General features: G+C 74.1%; 16 protein-coding genes. 11 read left to right on the top strand and 5 right to left on the bottom strand.

All coding sequences use genetic code 11. From position 1 onward, the window contains the following. The 9 genes from AX737_RS21895 to AX737_RS21855 all read left to right on the top strand — a co-directional run. The coding region (locus AX737_RS21895; RefSeq protein WP_156453882.1) for a molybdopterin cofactor-binding domain-containing protein at positions 1-1,080 on the top strand (1,080 nt) is incomplete at its 5' end. After that, on the top strand, positions 1,077-1,943 hold the full coding sequence (locus AX737_RS21890) for an FAD binding domain-containing protein (protein WP_066924882.1): 867 nt from the start codon (positions 1,077-1,079) through the stop codon (positions 1,941-1,943). The genes AX737_RS21895 and AX737_RS21890, both read left to right, overlap by 4 nt. After that, a complete protein-coding gene (locus AX737_RS21885; RefSeq protein WP_066924880.1) occupies positions 1,940-3,157 on the top strand; it encodes a 2Fe-2S iron-sulfur cluster-binding protein in 1,218 nt (405 codons plus the stop codon). The genes AX737_RS21890 and AX737_RS21885 overlap by 4 nt, the downstream gene beginning before the upstream one ends. A gap of 34 nt (positions 3,158-3,191) precedes the next feature. Further along, on the top strand, positions 3,192-4,340 hold the full coding sequence (locus tag AX737_RS21880; protein WP_066924878.1) for an ABC transporter substrate-binding protein: 1,149 nt from the start codon (positions 3,192-3,194) through the stop codon (positions 4,338-4,340). 69 nt (positions 4,341-4,409) lie between these two features. After that, positions 4,410-5,282, top strand: coding sequence for a branched-chain amino acid ABC transporter permease (locus AX737_RS21875; RefSeq protein WP_066924876.1), 873 nt, complete (start codon positions 4,410-4,412; stop codon positions 5,280-5,282). Beyond that, positions 5,279-6,313, top strand: a complete 1,035-nt coding sequence (locus AX737_RS21870) for a branched-chain amino acid ABC transporter permease (protein WP_066924874.1) — start codon at positions 5,279-5,281, stop codon at positions 6,311-6,313. Before AX737_RS21875 ends, AX737_RS21870 begins: the two co-directional genes overlap by 4 nt. Further along, positions 6,310-7,152, top strand: a complete 843-nt coding sequence (locus AX737_RS21865; protein WP_066924872.1) for an ABC transporter ATP-binding protein — start codon at positions 6,310-6,312, stop codon at positions 7,150-7,152. The genes AX737_RS21870 and AX737_RS21865 overlap by 4 nt, the downstream gene beginning before the upstream one ends. Beyond that, positions 7,145-7,849, top strand: coding sequence for an ABC transporter ATP-binding protein (locus AX737_RS21860; RefSeq protein WP_066924870.1), 705 nt, complete (start codon positions 7,145-7,147; stop codon positions 7,847-7,849). The genes AX737_RS21865 and AX737_RS21860 overlap by 8 nt, the downstream gene beginning before the upstream one ends. Position 7,850: 1 nt before the next feature. Next, positions 7,851-8,159 (top strand): Rieske 2Fe-2S domain-containing protein, encoded by a 309-nt coding sequence (locus AX737_RS21855; protein WP_197430679.1) that lies wholly within the window; start codon positions 7,851-7,853, stop codon positions 8,157-8,159. 11 nt (positions 8,160-8,170) lie between these two features. On the opposite strand, the gene AX737_RS21850 is transcribed toward AX737_RS21855, so the two are convergent. From AX737_RS21850 to AX737_RS21835, 4 genes are all read right to left on the bottom strand, one after another. Continuing rightward, positions 8,171-9,109 carry a DMT family transporter gene (locus AX737_RS21850; RefSeq protein ID WP_066924868.1) on the bottom strand — a complete coding sequence of 313 codons (939 nt, stop codon included), beginning with the start codon at positions 9,107-9,109 and terminating at the stop codon, positions 8,171-8,173. Between the two features lie 34 nt (positions 9,110-9,143). Beyond that, on the bottom strand, positions 9,144-10,412 hold the full coding sequence (locus AX737_RS21845; protein ID WP_066924867.1) for an arsenic transporter: 1,269 nt from the start codon (positions 10,410-10,412) through the stop codon (positions 9,144-9,146). A 66-nt stretch (positions 10,413-10,478) separates the two neighbouring features. Further along, positions 10,479-11,594 carry a metallophosphoesterase gene (locus AX737_RS21840; RefSeq protein WP_066924865.1) on the bottom strand — a complete coding sequence of 372 codons (1,116 nt, stop codon included), beginning with the start codon at positions 11,592-11,594 and terminating at the stop codon, positions 10,479-10,481. Positions 11,595-11,974: 380 nt separating this feature from the next. Continuing rightward, positions 11,975-12,640 carry a DNA-binding protein gene (locus AX737_RS21835; protein ID WP_156453881.1) on the bottom strand — a complete coding sequence of 222 codons (666 nt, stop codon included), beginning with the start codon at positions 12,638-12,640 and terminating at the stop codon, positions 11,975-11,977. A 145-nt stretch (positions 12,641-12,785) separates the two neighbouring features. Between AX737_RS21835 and AX737_RS21830 the strand changes: the two genes are divergently transcribed. Beyond that, positions 12,786-13,454 carry a response regulator transcription factor gene (locus AX737_RS21830; protein WP_066924863.1) on the top strand — a complete coding sequence of 223 codons (669 nt, stop codon included), beginning with the start codon at positions 12,786-12,788 and terminating at the stop codon, positions 13,452-13,454. Continuing rightward, positions 13,451-14,830 (top strand): sensor histidine kinase, encoded by a 1,380-nt coding sequence (locus AX737_RS21825; RefSeq protein ID WP_238229305.1) that lies wholly within the window; start codon positions 13,451-13,453, stop codon positions 14,828-14,830. Before AX737_RS21830 ends, AX737_RS21825 begins: the two co-directional genes overlap by 4 nt. Positions 14,831-14,839: 9 nt before the next feature. Here the strand turns inward: AX737_RS21825 and AX737_RS21820 are convergent, their stop codons facing one another. Further along, on the bottom strand, positions 14,840-15,703 hold the full coding sequence (locus tag AX737_RS21820) for a hypothetical protein (RefSeq protein WP_245293488.1): 864 nt from the start codon (positions 15,701-15,703) through the stop codon (positions 14,840-14,842). Positions 15,704-15,775: the final 72 nt, after the last annotated feature.

The following is a 15,775-nucleotide window of genomic DNA, read 5'->3' as shown; positions in this document are numbered from 1 at the left end:
GTGCGGGCCCGCCAGGAGCGTGGCGAGGCGGACGGGCGCCGCATCGGCCTCGGCCTGTCGATCTACTGCGAGCAGGCGGCGCACGGAACCTCGGTCTATTCCGGCTGGGGCATCCCGATGGTGCCGGGCCACGAGCAGGCCTCCGCCCGGCTGACCCCGGACGGCGGGCTCGAACTCCGGATCGGCGCCCATTCGCACGGCCAGGGCCTGGAGACGACGCTCGCCCAGGTCGCCCACGAGATCCTGGGCGTGCCGGTGGCGCGCACCCGGCTCGTCCACGGCGACACCGCGATGACCCCCTACTCGACCGGCTCCTGGGGCTCGCGCGTGATGGTGATGGCGGGCGGCGCGGTCGCCGCCGCCTGCGAGGAACTGCGCGACCGCGCCGTCAGGATCGGCGCCCACCTGCTCCAGGCGAAGGTGGAGGCGTGCCGCTTCGAAGGGGGCCACGTGGTCGGGCCGAACGGCGACGTGCCGCTCGCGACGATCGCCCGCACCTGGTACCGGCGCCCGCAGGATCTCGCCCCCGACACCGATCCGGGCGGGCTCGAGGTCACCGCCGGCTACAAGCCGCAGCGCGATTCCGGCACCTTCTCGTACGCGGCGCACGCGGCCGTCGTCGCGGTCGATCCCGATCTCGGGGCGGTCGAGATCCTCGACTACGCGATCGTCGAGGACGGCGGCACGCTGGTGAACCCGCTGGTCGTGGACGGCCAGATCTACGGCGGCCTCGCGCAAGGGATCGGCACCGCGCTCTTCGAGGAGATGCGCTTCGACGCCCGCGGCCAGCCGCTCGCCTCCACCTTCGCGGACTACCTGCTGCCCGGCCCCGCCGAGGTGCCGATGGCCCGCATCGACCACATGGAGACCCCCTCGCCCTACACGCGCTTCGGCCAGAAGGGCATCGGCGAGGGCGGGGCCATCGCGCCGCCGGCCGCGCTCGCCAACGCGATCAACGACGCGCTCAGGACCCTCGGCGTCGAGATGCTGCACAGCCCCGTCACCCCCCACCGGATCGTGGAGGCGGTGCTCGCCGCCAAGGCGAGATCCGCTCCGGCCCGCGCGAGGCAAGCCGCATGAAGCCCGCCCCCTTCGCCTGGGAGCGCCCGGCGAGCCTGCCCGCGCTCCTCGACCGCCTCGCGACGGCCCCCGGCTCCGTGAAGCTGATGGCGGGCGGCCAGTCGCTCGGGCCGATGCTCAATCTGCGCCTCGTCGAGCCGGACCTCGTCCTCGACATCACCGGCGTGCCCGAACTCCGGCAGGCCAGGCTCGAGGCCGGCACCCTCGTGCTCGGCGCCTGCGTGACGCACGCCGACATCGAGGACGGCCGCGTGCCCGACAATACCGGCGGCGCCCTGCGGCGGGTCGCGTCGGCCATCGCCTACCGGCCGGTGCGCAACCGCGGCACGGTCGGGGGCAGCCTCGCCCACGCGGATCCAGCCGCCGACTGGGTGAGCGCGCTCACCGCGCTCGGCGCCGCGGTCGAGATCGCGGGGCGCGACGGGCTCCGGACGCTGCCGCTGGAGGCCTTCGTCACCGGCGCGCTCGACGTCGCGCTGCGGCCCGGCGAGATCCTGGTCGCGGTCCGGGTCCCCGCGCGGCCCGCGGGTGCGGCCTGGGGCTACGTCAAGCACTGCGCCAAGATCGGCGAGTTCGCCCACGCCATCGGGGCGGTGCTGATCGAGCCCGGCACGGGCCGCGGGCGCGCGGTGATCGGCGCCGTCGAGGGGCCGCCGCTCCTCTTCGCCGACGCGAGCCCGCTCTTCGGCGGCCGTATCGGCCCCGACTTCGCCGAGCGGTTCGACCCGGGGGCTGCCGACGCCGCCCTGCACGCGGCCGGCATGGCCGACGCGGTCGCGCGCCACGTCCACGTCACGGTGCTCGCCCGCGCGGTTGCGCAGGCGGCCGAGCCTTCTCCCCAGTCGCTTCCGGAGGCCGCATGAGCGCCGCCCTGGCCGACCCACCGGTCCGCACCCCTGGCACCCTGGCCCTCGCCCTGACCGTCAACGGCGTGGCCCGCCGGGTCGAGGCCGAGCCGCGCAGCCATCTGGGCGACGTGCTGCGCGAGCGCCTCGACCTCACCGGCACGCATCTCGGCTGCGAGCACGGCGTCTGCGGCGCCTGCACGGTGCTCATCGACGGCGAGCCGGCCCGCGCCTGCCTCACCTTCGCGGGGGCCTGCGCGGGGGCCGCAATCACCACGGTCGAGGGTCTGGACGGCGACGCGATCGCGGCGGACCTCCGCGCGGCCTTCAACCGCGAGCACGCCCTTCAGTGCGGCTACTGCACGCCCGGCATGCTGGTGGCCGCGCGCGACCTCGTCCTGCGGCTGCCCGAGGCCGACGAGCGCCGCATCCGCGTCGGCCTCTCGGGCAATCTCTGCCGCTGCACCGGCTACGCGGGCATCGTGCGGGCGGTGACGAGCGTGATCGCGGAGCGGCGCGCCCGCGGCATCGGGCCCGTGAGCGGGGCCGAGCGCGCCCTCGGCCCGGTCGGCGCGCGGATCGGCGCGGCGGACGCGACGCCCGTCGCACGGCCCGTCCCCGTTCCCGCGAAGGCGCCCGCCGCCGCGCCCGCTTCCGTCAGCGATCTCGGCGCCGCCTTCACGCCGGCCCACAGCTTCACCCAGACGATCGACCTCGCCCACCCGCCGGAGGCCGTCTTCGCGCTCTTCGGCGACATCGAGGCGGTGGCCGCCTGCCTGCCGGGCGCCGTCCTCACCGGGCGGCCCGCCGCGGACGAGGTCGAGGGCGGCCTGCAGGTCCGGATCGGCCCGATCGGGGCGACCTTCCGGGGCCGCGCCCGCATCGCGCACGATCCGGAACGCTTGAGCGGCACGGTGCGCGGCGCGGGCGCCGATGCGGGCGGGCGCTCGGCCACGGAAGGGCAGATCCGCTACCGCGTCGGCCCGGGCGAGGCCCCCGGCACGGCCCGGGTCCTGCTCGACGTCGGCTACACGCTGACCGGGCCGCTGGCGCAGTTCGGCCGCCCCGGCCTCGTGCGCGACCTCGCCGGCCGCATCACGGCCGATCTCGCCCGCAACCTCGACGCCCGCCTCTCGGGCGCCGCCGCCCCGGCGGCGGCCGGCCTCAACCCCTTGCGCCTGCTCGCCGCACTCGTCCGCGCCCGCCTCGCGGCGTGGCGCGGCCGCGCCTGATCCTTCCGATCCCAGCCCCCCAGGAGACCCGAGAATGACCGGCCGGTTCACCCTCACCACCGCGATCCTGCTGGCGCTCGCCGCCACGGGCGCGCGGGCGGACGCGATCCGCATCGGCGTCAACGAGCCCCTGACCGGGCCCTTCGCGGCCTCCGGCACGTACGTGGTCAACGGCGCCCGGATCGCCGCCGACGAGATCAACGCCCGCGGCGGGGTATTGGGGAAGAAGATCGAGCTCGTGGTCGAGGACAACAAGAGCAACCCGACCGAGGCCGCGGCCGTCGCCGAGAAGCTGATCACCAGCGACAAGACCCCGGTGCTGATGGGGGCCTGGGGCTCCAGCCTGACGCTGGCGGTGATGCCCAAGCTCGCCGACTACGAGGTGCCGATGCTGGTCGAGACCTCCTCGTCGGGCAAGATCACCACCTCGGGCAACCCGTTCGTCTTCCGCATCTCGCCGCCCTCGGCGCTGGAGGCCGAGACCTTCGCGCCGATGGTCGCCAAGCTCGGGATGAAGAAGGTCGACTTCCTGGTGCTCAACAACGATTTCGGCCGCGGCGCCGCGACCGATTTCGGCAAGATGCTGAAGGACAAGGGCGTCCAGGTCGGCCTCGTCGAGATCATGGACCAGGGCGCGCAGGACATGAGCGCCCAGCTCGCCAAGCTGAAGGCCTCCGACAGCGACACCATCATGGTGACGAGCGCCGTCGACCAGCTCGTGCTCCTGTTCAAGCAGATGGCCGCGCTCGGCCTCAAGAAGCGCGTCATCACCACGGGCGGCTCCCAGAACCCGGACCAGATCATCGCGCAGGCGGGCTCGGCCGCCGACGGCACGATGCATCTCACCACCTTCCTGCCCTGGATCCCCGAGAAGACCCCGGACCCGAAGGCGACCGAGACCTTCATCGCGGAGTGGAAGCGGCGCGGCTACGAGTTCGCCGGCGTCACCGAGAGTTTTCGCGGCTACGACGGCATCCGGGCGATCGCCCACGCCATCGAGCGGGCCGGGAAGCCTGAGCCCGCCGCGATCGCCAAGGCGTTCTGGTCGGTGGACTTCACCGGGCTCAACGGCCCGATCCGCTTCGCCAAGTCCGGCCCCGCCGGCCGGGAGAGCGGCCAGAGCAAACCCGACGTCTACCTCATCGAGATCAAGGACGGCCGCGTCGTCGTGCCGACGCTCTGAGGCCGCCCGGGCCGGCCTCCGGGCCGGCCCGGCACACCCACCGCACGCTCGCCATCGGGAGGGCCGCCCATGGACCAATTGATCCAGCACCTCGTCAACACAGCGATCCTCGGGGGCACCTACGCGCTCCTCGGGATCGGGCTGACCCTGATCTTCGGGATCATGAACGTCGTGAACTTCACGCACGGCGCCCTCTACACGGTCGGCGCCTACCTGATGTACCTCGCCGTCGCGGCGCTCGGGCTGAACTTCTTCCTGGCGCTGCCGGTGGCGATCCTCGGCGGTCTCCTGTTCGGGGCGGCGATCGAGATCCTGCTCCTGCGCCCGTTCCGGGGCCAGGACATCGACACCACCATGCTGGTGATGATCGGGGCCGGCATCGCGCTCCAGTCGGGCACGCTCTGGATCTTCGGCGGCGTTGCCAAGGCGATCCCCTCGCCCTTCCCGGAGGCGCCGCTGCAGATCGGCCCGGTCTCGGTCTCGTGGCTGCGCCTGTTCGTGCTGGGCGCGGCGCTGGCCCTCATCGGGCTCGCCTACGCGCTGATCAACCGGACGAAGCTCGGCCTCGCCATGCGCGCCGCCTTCCAGGACGCCGACACGGCGGCGCTGATGGGCGTCAACGTGCGGCGGATCTACACCGCGACCTTCGCGATGGGCTCAGCCCTGGCGGCCGCCGCCGGCGCGCTCCTCGGCCCGGTCTACGTCGTCTACCCGCAGATGGGGGGCCTGGCCGAGCTGAAGGCCTTCGCGATCGTCATCCTCGGCGGCCTCGGCAACGTCACGGGGGCGGCCATCGGCGGCTTCATCCTGGCGCTCGCCGAGGAACTCGGCGCCGGCTACGTCTCCTCCGGCTACCGGGACGCGATGGGCTTCCTGATCATCATCGCGGTGCTGCTCTACAAGCCGACCGGCCTGTTCGCGAAGGCGGAGCGCATCGGATGAGCCGGCTCCTCCCCCTCGCGCTGCTCGCGGCCCTCGTCGCTCTGCCGCTGGCGCTCGGCCCCAGCCCCTACCTCCTCAACGCGCTGATCGTGACGGGCATCCTGACGATCGGCGCCCTCAGCCTGAACCTGCTCCTCGGCTTCACCGGGCAGCTCAGCCTCGGCCACATCGCCTTCTTCGGCATCGGCGCCTACGTGAGCGCGCTGACGAGCCTCGGCTTCGAGGTGGATCTCGGCTTCGGCTACCGCATCGTGCACGAGCCCTGGCCGGCGGCCGTGGGCTTCGGGCTCGCGACCCTCGCGGCCGGTGCCTGCGGCTGGCTGATCGGCCGCCTCTCCTTCCGGGTGCGGGGCGCCTACTTCGTCATCGTCACGATCTCCTTCGCGGAGGTCGTGCGCTTGGTCGCCCTCAATTGGGTGGAGCTGACGCAGGGACCGCTCGCGCTCACCGGGATCCCGGCGATCACGCTGGGCCTGCCCGGCATCGGCACGTGGACGCTCAGGACGAAGCTGCAGAACTACTACCTCGTGCTCGCCGTCGGCACGCTCTGCTGGCTCGTCGTCGCGCGCCTCGTCGGCTCGCGGTTCGGGCGGGCGATGCGGGGGCTCAAGGAGAACGAGTCGCTCGCGCTCTCGGTCGGCATCAACGCCACCCGCACGCTCACCGTGGCGGCGGTGATCTCGGCCGCGATGGCGGGCGCGGCGGGCAGCCTCTACGCCCATTACCTGCGCATCATCGATCCCGACGTCTTCGCCTTCACCACCACGGTCAGCATGGTCATCATGGTGGTGGCGGGCGGCAAGGGTACCCTGATGGGCCCGGTCGTCGGCGGCCTGATCTTCGGCCTCCTGCCGGTCGCGCTCCGCCCCGTGATGGCGCCCGAGGCCCAGTGGATCGTCTACGGGCTCGTCCTCATCGTGATCCTGTTCGTGATGCCGCGCGGCATCGTGCCGGGGCTGGCCGACCTCGTCCGGCGCCGGCCCGCCCGGCCGGCGCCCGTCCTCGAACCCAGCCCGGTGGTGCAGCGATGAGCCCGATCCTCTCGGTCGATCATGCCGGCGTGCGCTTCGGCGGCCTCGTCGCCATCGCCGACCTGCATTTCGACGTCCAGCCCGGCGAGATCGTCAGCCTGATCGGCCCGAACGGGGCCGGCAAGACCACCGCCTTCAACGTGATGACGGGCTTCCTCAAGCCCAGCCAGGGCGAGGTGCGCTTCCGCGGCACGAGCCTCAAGGGCCTCCAGCCCCACGAGATCACGCGCCTGGGGCTCGCCCGCACCTTCCAGCGCACCAGCGTCTTCGCGGACGACACGGTGTTCGACAACGTGATGATCGGCCTGCACCGGCAGGGCGGCCGGATGAGCCGCGCGCCGCTCCTCGACGCGCTCCTCGGACGGGCGGGCGCGAGCGAGCGGGCGCTGCGCGAGCGCGCGGCGGCGCTCATCGACTGGGTCGGCCTCTCCGCCCGCGCGCAGGAGCGGGCGGGTGCGCTCGCCTACGGCGAGCAGCGCCTCGTCGGGGTGGCGCTGGCGCTCGCCACCGAGCCCGCCATGCTGCTCCTCGACGAGCCGGTCTCGGGCATGAACGCCTCGGAGACCCGGGTCTTCGTGCGCCTGATCCGGCAGATCCGCGAGCGCGGCATCACGGTCCTGCTCGTCGAGCACGACATGCCGATGGTGATGGAGGTCTCCGACCGGATCGTCGTGCTGAACTACGGCCGCCTGATCGCCGAGGGCCCGCCCGCCGCCATCCGCAGCGACCCGGCGGTGATCGAGGCCTATCTCGGCCAGGGCAGCGCCGCCCGGCGCGCCGCCGCCGAGGCTCAAGGTTGCGAGGCGCAAGGTTCAGTGAGCGAGGCGGCCCATGCTTGAGATCCGCGACCTCGTCTGCGGCTACGGCCACGTCACCGCCCTGAAGGGGCTCACGATCGAGGTGCGGGAAGGCCAGCTCGTGGCACTCGTCGGCGCGAACGGGGCCGGCAAGTCCACGACGCTGCGCGCCATCTCGGGGCTGGTCCCGGCCCGCTCCGGCACGATCCGGTTCCGGGGACGCGACATCGCGGGGGTCGAGCCCCGCGCCATCCTGGCCGAGGGCATCGCCCATTGCCCGGAGGGGCGGCGCGTCTTCCCGCAGATGAGCGTGTCCGAAAACCTCGCCATGGGCGCCTACCTGCGGCGCGACCGGGCGGGCATCGCGGCGGACCTCGAGCGGATCTACGGGGAGTTCCCGCGCCTCGCCGAGCGCCGCGACCAGGCCGCCGGCACGCTGTCGGGCGGCGAGCAGCAGATGCTGGCGATCGGCCGCGCCCTGATGGGCCGTCCGAAGCTCGTGCTCTTCGACGAGCCCTCGCTCGGCCTCGCCCCGAACATCGTCGAGCGGATGTTCGCGGTGATCCGCGCGATCTGCGATGCGGGCACCACCGTGCTGCTCGTCGAGCAGAACGCCTTCGCGGCCCTCGAACTGTGCGACTACGCCTACCTGCTCGAGACCGGGCGCACCGTGCTGGCGGGAAGGGGCCACGCCCTCATCGCCGACCCGCACGTGCGGGAGGCCTATCTCGGGGGCTGAGGTGGCGCGGATCCGCATCGGCCCGGCGGACCTCCTGGAGGCCGGAGGCCCGGTGCCGGTCCTCGCGGGCGGGCACCACCTGATCCTCGTGCGCGACGCCGGGCGGATCGTCGCCGCCGAACGGGCCTGCCCGCACGAGGGCGCCGACCTCGCCCTCGGGCACTGCGTCCGCGGGCGGCTCCGCTGCCCCCGGCACCGCGCCTCCTTCGACCTGCGGGACGGGTCGGTCTCCCCGGGCTGGTCCTTCCGGCCCCTGCGCCTGTTCCCCGTCGAGGAGGCGCCCGACGGGCTCTGGCTCGGGCTGGACTAGGGCCTGCGCCGTCAGAACAGCGAGATCAGGACGATCCCGGCCACCATCAGGGCGGCCCCGCCGAGGCGCGCCGCGCCGGCCCGCACCTGCTTCATGCCGAGCCAGCCGAAATGGTCGAGCGCCACCGAGGTCAGGAGGTTGGCGGTGATCAGCAGGCCGTTGAAGGCGCCCGCCCCGACCTTGTCCACGAAGAGCAGGCCCGCGAACACCGCGACCGCGCCGGTGAGGCCGGCCAGCGGCATCCACCAGCGCACCCCCTCGATGTCGGTCCGCTGCGGCAGCGGCCTCGGGCGCAGCAGGAAGACCAGCACGAACACGAACACCACCGGCAGGAACGAGACCAGGGCCGCGAGCCAGGGGTTGACCAGGGCGCCGCGCAGCTGGGCGTTCCAGACCACGCCGATCGCCTGGAGCGCGCCCGCCACGACGATGAAGGGGTAGAGCAGCCGCGGGTTGAGGCCGTGACCCGCGTCCGTCCCTCCCGAATCCGTGCCCTTGTCGGGCGTGACCCGGGCGATGAAGGTCACGCCGACCGCCATGAGCAGGCCGCCGAGCCAGGGCAGCGGCTTGAACCCGGCCGCGGGCAGCCCGAACAGGCCGAACGAGTCCAGCGCCAGCGAGGTCAGGATGTTGGCCGTGAGCGTCAGGCCGTTGAAGGGGCCCGCGCCGACCTTGTCGACGAAGGCGAGGCCGCCGAACACCGCGACCGCGCCCGCCACCCCGCCCAGCGGCGCGTACCAGGGCATGGCCGCGAGGCTGTCCAGGCCCGGCAGCGGCGTCGGCATCACCAGGAACAGCGTCGCGAAGACGAAGACGATCGGCAGGAACGAGACGGAGGCCGCCAGGAACGGGTTGACCAAGTGCCCGCGCAGCTGCGCGTTCATGGAATTGCCGAGCGCCTGGAGCGCGCCGGCCACGATGATGAAGGGGTAGAGCAGGGCGGCGGTCACGGGGGGCAGGTCTCCGGATCGGCGGTGGCTGGGATCAGGCGAGGATCAGGGCGCCGAGCGCCAGGGCGAGGGCCGGCGGCATCACCAGAAGCCCGAGCTTGAGGAAGCTCCAGGCCGAGACGTCCTCGCCCTCGCGCCGGATTGCCGTGAGCCAGAGGATCGTGGCGAGCGAGCCCGTCACCGAGAGGTTGGGGCCCAGATCGACGCCGATCAGGATGGCGCCCGCGACCGTCTCGGGGGCGTGGGCGGCCTGCACCGCCGCGCCCGCCAGGAGGCCCGCCGGCAGGTTGTTGACGAGGTTCGAGCCGAAGGCGACGAGGGCGCCCCCCGCCCAGGCGGTCGCGGCGGGATCGGCCTCGGCGGCGCGCCTCAGCATTGCGGCGAGCATCCCCAGCACGCCGGTCTTCTCCAGGGCCTCGACCAGGACGAACAGCCCGGCCACCAGCGGCAGCACGCTCCACGAGACGTCCCGGGCGACCTCCACGAGGCCGCCGCGGTTGACCGCGACGACGACGAGCGTGGTGACGAGGCCGGCGACGAAGGTCGGCAGGCCGAGCTCGATCCCGGCGGCCGAGGCGCCGATCAGGGCCGCGCCGGTGGCGAGGATGCCCACGGCCGCGATCGTGCCGCCGCGTCCGAGCGCCGGGGTCTCGACGTCGGTCGCGACCGTCTCGGCCCTGAGCGCGCCGTTCTGGGTCAGGCGCAGGACGACGTAGGTCGCCACGATGGCGAGGAGGGAGGGCAGGGTGAAGGTGGCGAGCCAGCGTCCCAGCGGCGGCATGTGCTCGGCGAAGACGACGAGGTTGGCCGGGTTCGAGATCGGCAGCACGAAGCTCGCCGCGTTGGCGATGAAGGCGCAGACGAAGAGGTAGGGCAGCGGCTGCTTCACCCCGGCGGCCTTGGTGGCGGCGAACACGGCCGGCGTCAGCACCACCGCGCAGGCGTCGTTGGAGAGGAACACCGTCACCACCGTGCCGACGAGATAGACGAGCGTGAACAGCCGCGTCGCCGAGCCCCGCGCGGCCCGCACCGCGTGGGCCGCGAGCCAGTCGAACAGCCCCTCCTTCCGGGCGACCTCCGAGAGCAGCATCATGCCGACGAGGAACAGGTAGACGTCGGTTCCCTTGGCCACGCCCTCCAGGGCGACGGACCACGGCATCAGGCCGAGCACGACGAGGAGCACGGCGCCCAGGGAGGCCCAGATCGCCTCCGGCCAGGCGAAGGGGCGCAGGATCACCCCGAGGGTCGCCAGCGCGGCGATGCTCCAGGTCGCGACGTTCGGGGTCAGGGTGAGCGCGCCCATCGGCGTCGGGCTTCCTTCTCAGGGTATGGTTCGGTGGGTGTCAGGCGGCCGGGAGCGGGTGGGGGCTCACCAGTGTCGCCCGTTCCGGTTCGGGCCGAGCTGGGTTCCGAGCAGGCCCTTCTCCGGCCAGGATCCGAGGGCGTCCGCGTCGCTGCCGACGCCCTTCGAGACCGGGGGCGAGGCGCCCGCGCGGGCCGGCTCGACCGCGTCCTCGTCGCGGCCGCCCTCCGCGTCCCACGCCCGCACCGCGATGCGCCGGGCGCCGGCCGCCCCGTCGAGGCGAACGCGGTAGAGCCGCTCGCCCGCGCCGCGCGCCATCGGCTGCCAGGGGCCGCCGTCGAGGCTGCATTCGCATCGGGCGATCCCGGCCGCCCCGAGCACGACGGCGCGGATCTCCGCGTCGCCCGCGCGGGCCGGATCGTCGGCGTGGGCGAGCCGCCGGTCGGCGGGCGCGGTGATCAGCACGAAGGGCCAGGATCGGCCGAGCTCCTTGAAGCGCCACGCGACCGCGCCGCGGTCGAGGGCGGCGACCGCGTAGCCGACCGGGCCCTCCTCGATCTGGCCGGTGGAGCGGCAGGCCGCGTAGACCGTGCGGCCGTCGTTGGCGAGTTCGTTGTAGTGGGTATGGCCCATCTCGACGAGGCGGACCGGCCCGCGATGGATCAGGTCGGCGACGCGGGACCTCTCGTCGTCGGCCGTCAGGTCGGCCGGGTAGCTGTGCATGAACAGCGCGCAGGGCCGCCCCGCCGCCTCGGCCGCTGCCAGCTCGCGCTCGAGCCAGGCGATCTGGTCCGAGCCGAGCCGGAAGTCCGGCCCGCCCGAGCCCGGGCCGCACATGTCGAGGAACAGGCAGCGCGAGCCCGAGACCGTGACGGCGTAGGGCAGGCGCGGCACGCCGAGGCCGGCGTAGAAGGCATCGAGCCCGCCGCCCTCCATGTCGTGGTCGCCGGTGATGACGTGGACGGGCCGGCGCAGCCCGTCGAGGCCCGCGCGCACGAGCGCGTACTGGTCCGGCCGGCCGTCGTCGGCGTTGTCGCCGGGCAGGAAGACGAAATCGAGCCCCTCGGCCGCGCCGATCTGGTCGAGGATGGCGCGGTAGTCGCGCGCGTTCGCGGCGTCCGGCACGGTCAGGTGCAGGTCGCCGACATGGGCGAAGACGAGGATGCCGTCATGCGCGCTCATGGCCGCGCGACGCCGCGCGCGTGCCGAACCGCACGGTACAGGGTGGCTTGGACGATGGATCGGGCCATGGATCGGGACATGAGACGGGCCATGGATCGGACCACGGCGCGCTCCGGGGAGCCGCCGCGCGGGCGTCGGTCCAGCATGGAGAAGGTCCCCCTCTCGTGTTCGACCCGTTCCGCCCAGACACGGCAGCTCTATAGTCGGCGGGCGCTCAAGTTCTTCGTGGCGGCCACGTTCCGGAATAGTCCATCACAAGGCCGCGATGGTCTCTAGAGCGCCGGCGGTGTACGGCCACCGCCGACGCCAGCACTGTACGGGGGCCGAGGATCCCCGGCGGGCCGGTCGCCCCGGTCCGCCGGCCGCGTCGCGGATCCGGGTCAGAGCAGCGGCCGCTCGCGGATGCGCCCGTCGAAATCGACGTGGAGCAGGCGCTCCGTGCCGTCCGCCGCCTTGGCGGCGACCTCGAGATGGCGCGGCCCGCGCCCCGTCACCCGGACGTCGCCGTAGCCCGCTCGCTCGACCGCGGCGGTGAGCGCGGGCAGGTCCGGCTTCGGGCCGAGGCCGACCTTGTCCCGCGCCCAGTCGAGGCCGGGGCCGGGAGGACCGCCGGGCCGGCCGAGCTCGACCGCCTTGCCGTCGGCCCGCGTGATCACCCGGGCGTGCAGGAAGCCCTTCTCGAAGCGGCCCTGGACGGTCACCGTCTCGCCCTTGGCGACCAGGGGGGCCGCCTCGCCCGCGCGGCCGGTCTCGACCAGGGCCCGGCCGGTCCCGTCCTGCAGGACGAACTTGTTGCCGAAGATCTCGGCGACCTCGCCCCGGGCGGCGATCGCGCCCGAGGGCGCGAGGGCGGAGATGGCGGTCGGGGCGACCGGCGTCGGCGCGACCGTCTGCCCGGACTGGGCCAGGGACAGGCCCGCGGCGCCGAGCGCCAGCGGCGCGGCGATGGCGCCGACGACGAGGCCGCGGCGGTTGCGCCCGCCCCGTGGACGCTCCGGCTTGCGGGGCTGCTCCGGCGCGGCGGCGATGATCGTGTTCTGGCTCATGGTGATCGGATGTCCTCGTGTCCGGTGTCCCTCTCGGGTCGGCGGACTTCTAGGACGGGGCCCGAAACCTATCCTGAACCGCGCCGTTCAGGTTCGGTTAAACGGCGGCCGCTAGGGGCGGCGCCTTTCGGAAGACCGGACCGCGATGAAGATCCTGCTGGCCGAGGACGACGACGCGCTGGCCGGGGAACTGGCGAGGGCGCTGCGCGCGGAGGGCTTCGCCCTCGACCGGGCGCGCGACGGCATCGATGCCGGGCATCTGGGCGAGACCGAGACCTACGACGCGGTCGTGCTCGACCTCGGCCTGCCGGGCCGCGACGGGGTCTCGGTGCTGCAGGACTGGCGCGCGGCCGGGCGCACGATGCCGGTGCTCGTCCTGACCGCCCGGGACGGCTGGAGCGACAAGGTCACGGGCTTCAAAGCCGGCGCCGACGACTACCTCGTCAAGCCCTTCCGGGTTGAGGAGCTGGTCATGCGCCTGCGCGCCCTGGTGCGCCGCGCCCAGGCCCACGGCGCGCCCCGGATCGCCTGCGGGCCGCTCGTCTACGACCCGGGGCTCGGCAGCTTCGAGCATCACGGGCTGCCGCTGCGGCTGACGGGCCTCGAATGGCGGGTGCTGGGCTGCCTGATCCTGCGCAAGGAGGCGGTGGTGCCGCGCACCGAGCTGATCGAGCGGGTCTACGACGGCGACGCCGAGGTGGATTCGAACTCGGTGGAGGTGATCATCACGCGCCTGCGCCGGAAGATCGCGCCCGCCACCATCGAGACCGTCCGCGGCCTCGGCTACCGCCTGATGTCCGGATCCGCCGCGTGAGCGAGTCCGGGGCAGCGGCGCGGGGCGGCCTGCTCGGCCCGCCGGGCTCGCTCCAGCGGCGCCTGCTGCTGGCGGCGGGCGCGGTCCTGGGCATCGCGCTCCTGGCCGCCACCCTCTCGGTCGGCTTCATTCTGCACCGCTTCGTGCGCGGCCAGGTCGACGGCCGCCTCGACGACCGCATCCTCGCCCTGGTCTCGGACCTGCGCCCGGCGCCCGGCGGTGGCCTCTCGCTCGGTCGCGAGCGCGACGGGCCGCCCTTCGACCGGCCCCGCTCCGGCTGGTACTGGCAGGTCAGCCGCGGCGGCGACCGGCTCGGCTCGGCCTCGCTCGCGGGACAGGTCCTCCCCGTCCCGGACCTGCCGGCCCGGCGCGCGAGGGCGGAGGCCTTCGTGCCCGCCGACGGCCTCGGCCCCTGGGGCGAGAGCCTGATCCTGCGCGTGCTGACCGTTCCCGGCACGGGCGAGGATCCGCCGACCGTCCTCGTCGCCTCCGCGCCGGCCGCGGCCCTGCGCGGGCCCGTGCTGGAAGCCCTGCGCACGCTGGCCCTCTGCCTCGGCGTGATCGGCCTGTTCCTGTTCGCGGGCGTGCTCGTCCAGGTCCGGCTCGGCCTGCGCCCGCTGCGCGGCCTGCGCGACCAGATCGCCGGCATCCGCGCCGGGACCCTGGACCGGCTCCCGGACCGGCAGCCCGCCGAGGTGCGCCCCCTGGTGGCCGAGGTGAACGCCCTGCTCGACCGGAACGCGGCGCATCTGGACCACGCGCGGGCCCACGTCGCCAACCTCGCCCACGGTCTCAAGACGCCGCTCGCCACCCTCTCGCTGGCGCTGGCCGAGGCCGGCTCCGAGCGCGACCGCGGGCTCGCGCGGCTCGTCGCGGGCATGGACCAGCGCATCCGCCACCATCTCCGCCGCGCCCGGGCAGCCGCCGCCGGCGGCCCCGTGCGGGCGCGGGCCGACCTCGCCGCGCACCTCGCCGACCTCCGGCTGGCCCTCCTGCGCATCCATGCGGACAAGGCCATCGCGTTCGCGATCGATGTCCCGGACGGCCTCGGCGTGGCCTGCGACCCGCAGGACCTCGACGAGATGCTGGGCAACCTCGTCGACAACGCCTGCCAGTGGTGCCGGGGCCGCGTCCGCGTCGCGGCGCGGCGCACGGATACGGCGGTCCTCGTGAGCATCGCGGACGACGGGCCGGGCCTGCCGCCGCCCGCGCGGGAGACGATCCTGCGGCGCGGGGCCCGCCTCGACGAGAGCCAGCCCGGCCACGGCTTCGGCCTGCCGATCGCCCTGGAACTCGCCGCCTTCTACGGCGGATCCCTCACGCTCGGGACCTCGGACCTCGGCGGCCTCGCGGTCGAGATCGCCCTGCCGGCCTGAGCCTCCCGGTCAGGCCGTGCCGGCCGCGGGGCGCAGGGCGTGGCGGACGACGAGCAGGGACAGGCCGAGATTGACCAGGGCGACCGCGAGCATCAGGTGCAGGAGCGTCACGGGCCCGAACCACTCCGCGAGGTAGCCGCAGGCGAGCGGCGTCACCGCCTGCCCGAGAAGCGGCAGGCGGGCGAGGCGGCCCATCGCCGCCGCGTAGTCGCGCTGCCCGTAGAGCGCGTAGGGCAGCGTGCCCCGCACCACGGTGCGCATGCCGTTGCCGGCCCCGTACAGGATCATCGCGAGCCACGCGGCGGCGGGCAGCGTCGCCAGGAGCAGCAGGCCGAGCCCGACGCTCGCGCTCGACATCAGGAGCGACCAGACCGGGTGGGCGCGGCGGCCGAAGGCCAGCTCGATCACCCGCACGCCGACCTGGGACGGGCCGATCAGCGTCGTCAGCGCCACCGCCGTGCCCCCCAGGATGCCGAGCGCCTGCAGCAGCAGCGGGAGCTGCACCGAGACCGCCGTCATGATCATGGCGGCCGTCGTGAACGTCGCGGCGAGGAGGTGCTCGCCGGGCAGGCGCGCGGGCGCGGGCGGCCCGGCCGCCGGATCGGCGCCCGTCGCGGCCTCGGGCACGCCCGCCCGCGCCGCGCGGGGCACGGCCCAGGCGTAGAGCGGCGCGACCACGACGGCCGCCAGCACCGCGTAGGTCAGGCAGGCCCCGCGCCATCCGATCCGCTCGACCAGAAAGCTCGTGGCCGGCCAGCAGAGCGAGACCGCGAAGCCCGACGCGATCGCGATCTGGGTCATCGCACCGCGCGCCGCGGTCCCGTAGGCCTGGCCGATCGCCGCGAAGAGCGGGTCGAACAGGCTCGCGGACATGCCGATCCCGGCGACGGCCCAGGCGAGCAGGAAGATCGGCAGGCTCGTCGCGGCGATCGGCCAGGCCTACGG

This window comes from Methylobacterium sp. CCH5-D2, assembly GCF_001556475.1.
Lineage (GTDB): Bacteria > Pseudomonadota > Alphaproteobacteria > Rhizobiales > Beijerinckiaceae > Methylobacterium > Methylobacterium hispanicum.
The sequence above is the reverse complement of the archived record's forward strand: the minus strand, read 5'-3'. Positions and strand labels throughout refer to the sequence as shown.

Coding starts and splice junctions, on each gene's coding strand:
- AX737_RS21865 (WP_066924872.1), top strand. CDS start 6,310: ATGAGCCCGATCCTCTCGGTCGATCATGCCGGCGTGCGCTTCGGCGGC.
- AX737_RS21835 (WP_156453881.1), bottom strand. CDS start 12,640: ATGAGCCAGAACACGATCATCGCCGCCGCGCCGGAGCAGCCCCGCAAG.
- AX737_RS21845 (WP_066924867.1), bottom strand. CDS start 10,412: ATGGGCGCGCTCACCCTGACCCCGAACGTCGCGACCTGGAGCATCGCC.
- AX737_RS21840 (WP_066924865.1), bottom strand. CDS start 11,594: ATGAGCGCGCATGACGGCATCCTCGTCTTCGCCCATGTCGGCGACCTG.
- AX737_RS21820 (WP_245293488.1), bottom strand. CDS start 15,703: ATGTCCGCGAGCCTGTTCGACCCGCTCTTCGCGGCGATCGGCCAGGCC.
- AX737_RS21830 (WP_066924863.1), top strand. CDS start 12,786: ATGAAGATCCTGCTGGCCGAGGACGACGACGCGCTGGCCGGGGAACTG.
- AX737_RS21875 (WP_066924876.1), top strand. CDS start 4,410: ATGGACCAATTGATCCAGCACCTCGTCAACACAGCGATCCTCGGGGGC.
- AX737_RS21880 (WP_066924878.1), top strand. CDS start 3,192: ATGACCGGCCGGTTCACCCTCACCACCGCGATCCTGCTGGCGCTCGCC.
- AX737_RS21860 (WP_066924870.1), top strand. CDS start 7,145: ATGCTTGAGATCCGCGACCTCGTCTGCGGCTACGGCCACGTCACCGCC.
- AX737_RS21885 (WP_066924880.1), top strand. CDS start 1,940: ATGAGCGCCGCCCTGGCCGACCCACCGGTCCGCACCCCTGGCACCCTG.
- AX737_RS21890 (WP_066924882.1), top strand. CDS start 1,077: ATGAAGCCCGCCCCCTTCGCCTGGGAGCGCCCGGCGAGCCTGCCCGCG.
- AX737_RS21870 (WP_066924874.1), top strand. CDS start 5,279: ATGAGCCGGCTCCTCCCCCTCGCGCTGCTCGCGGCCCTCGTCGCTCTG.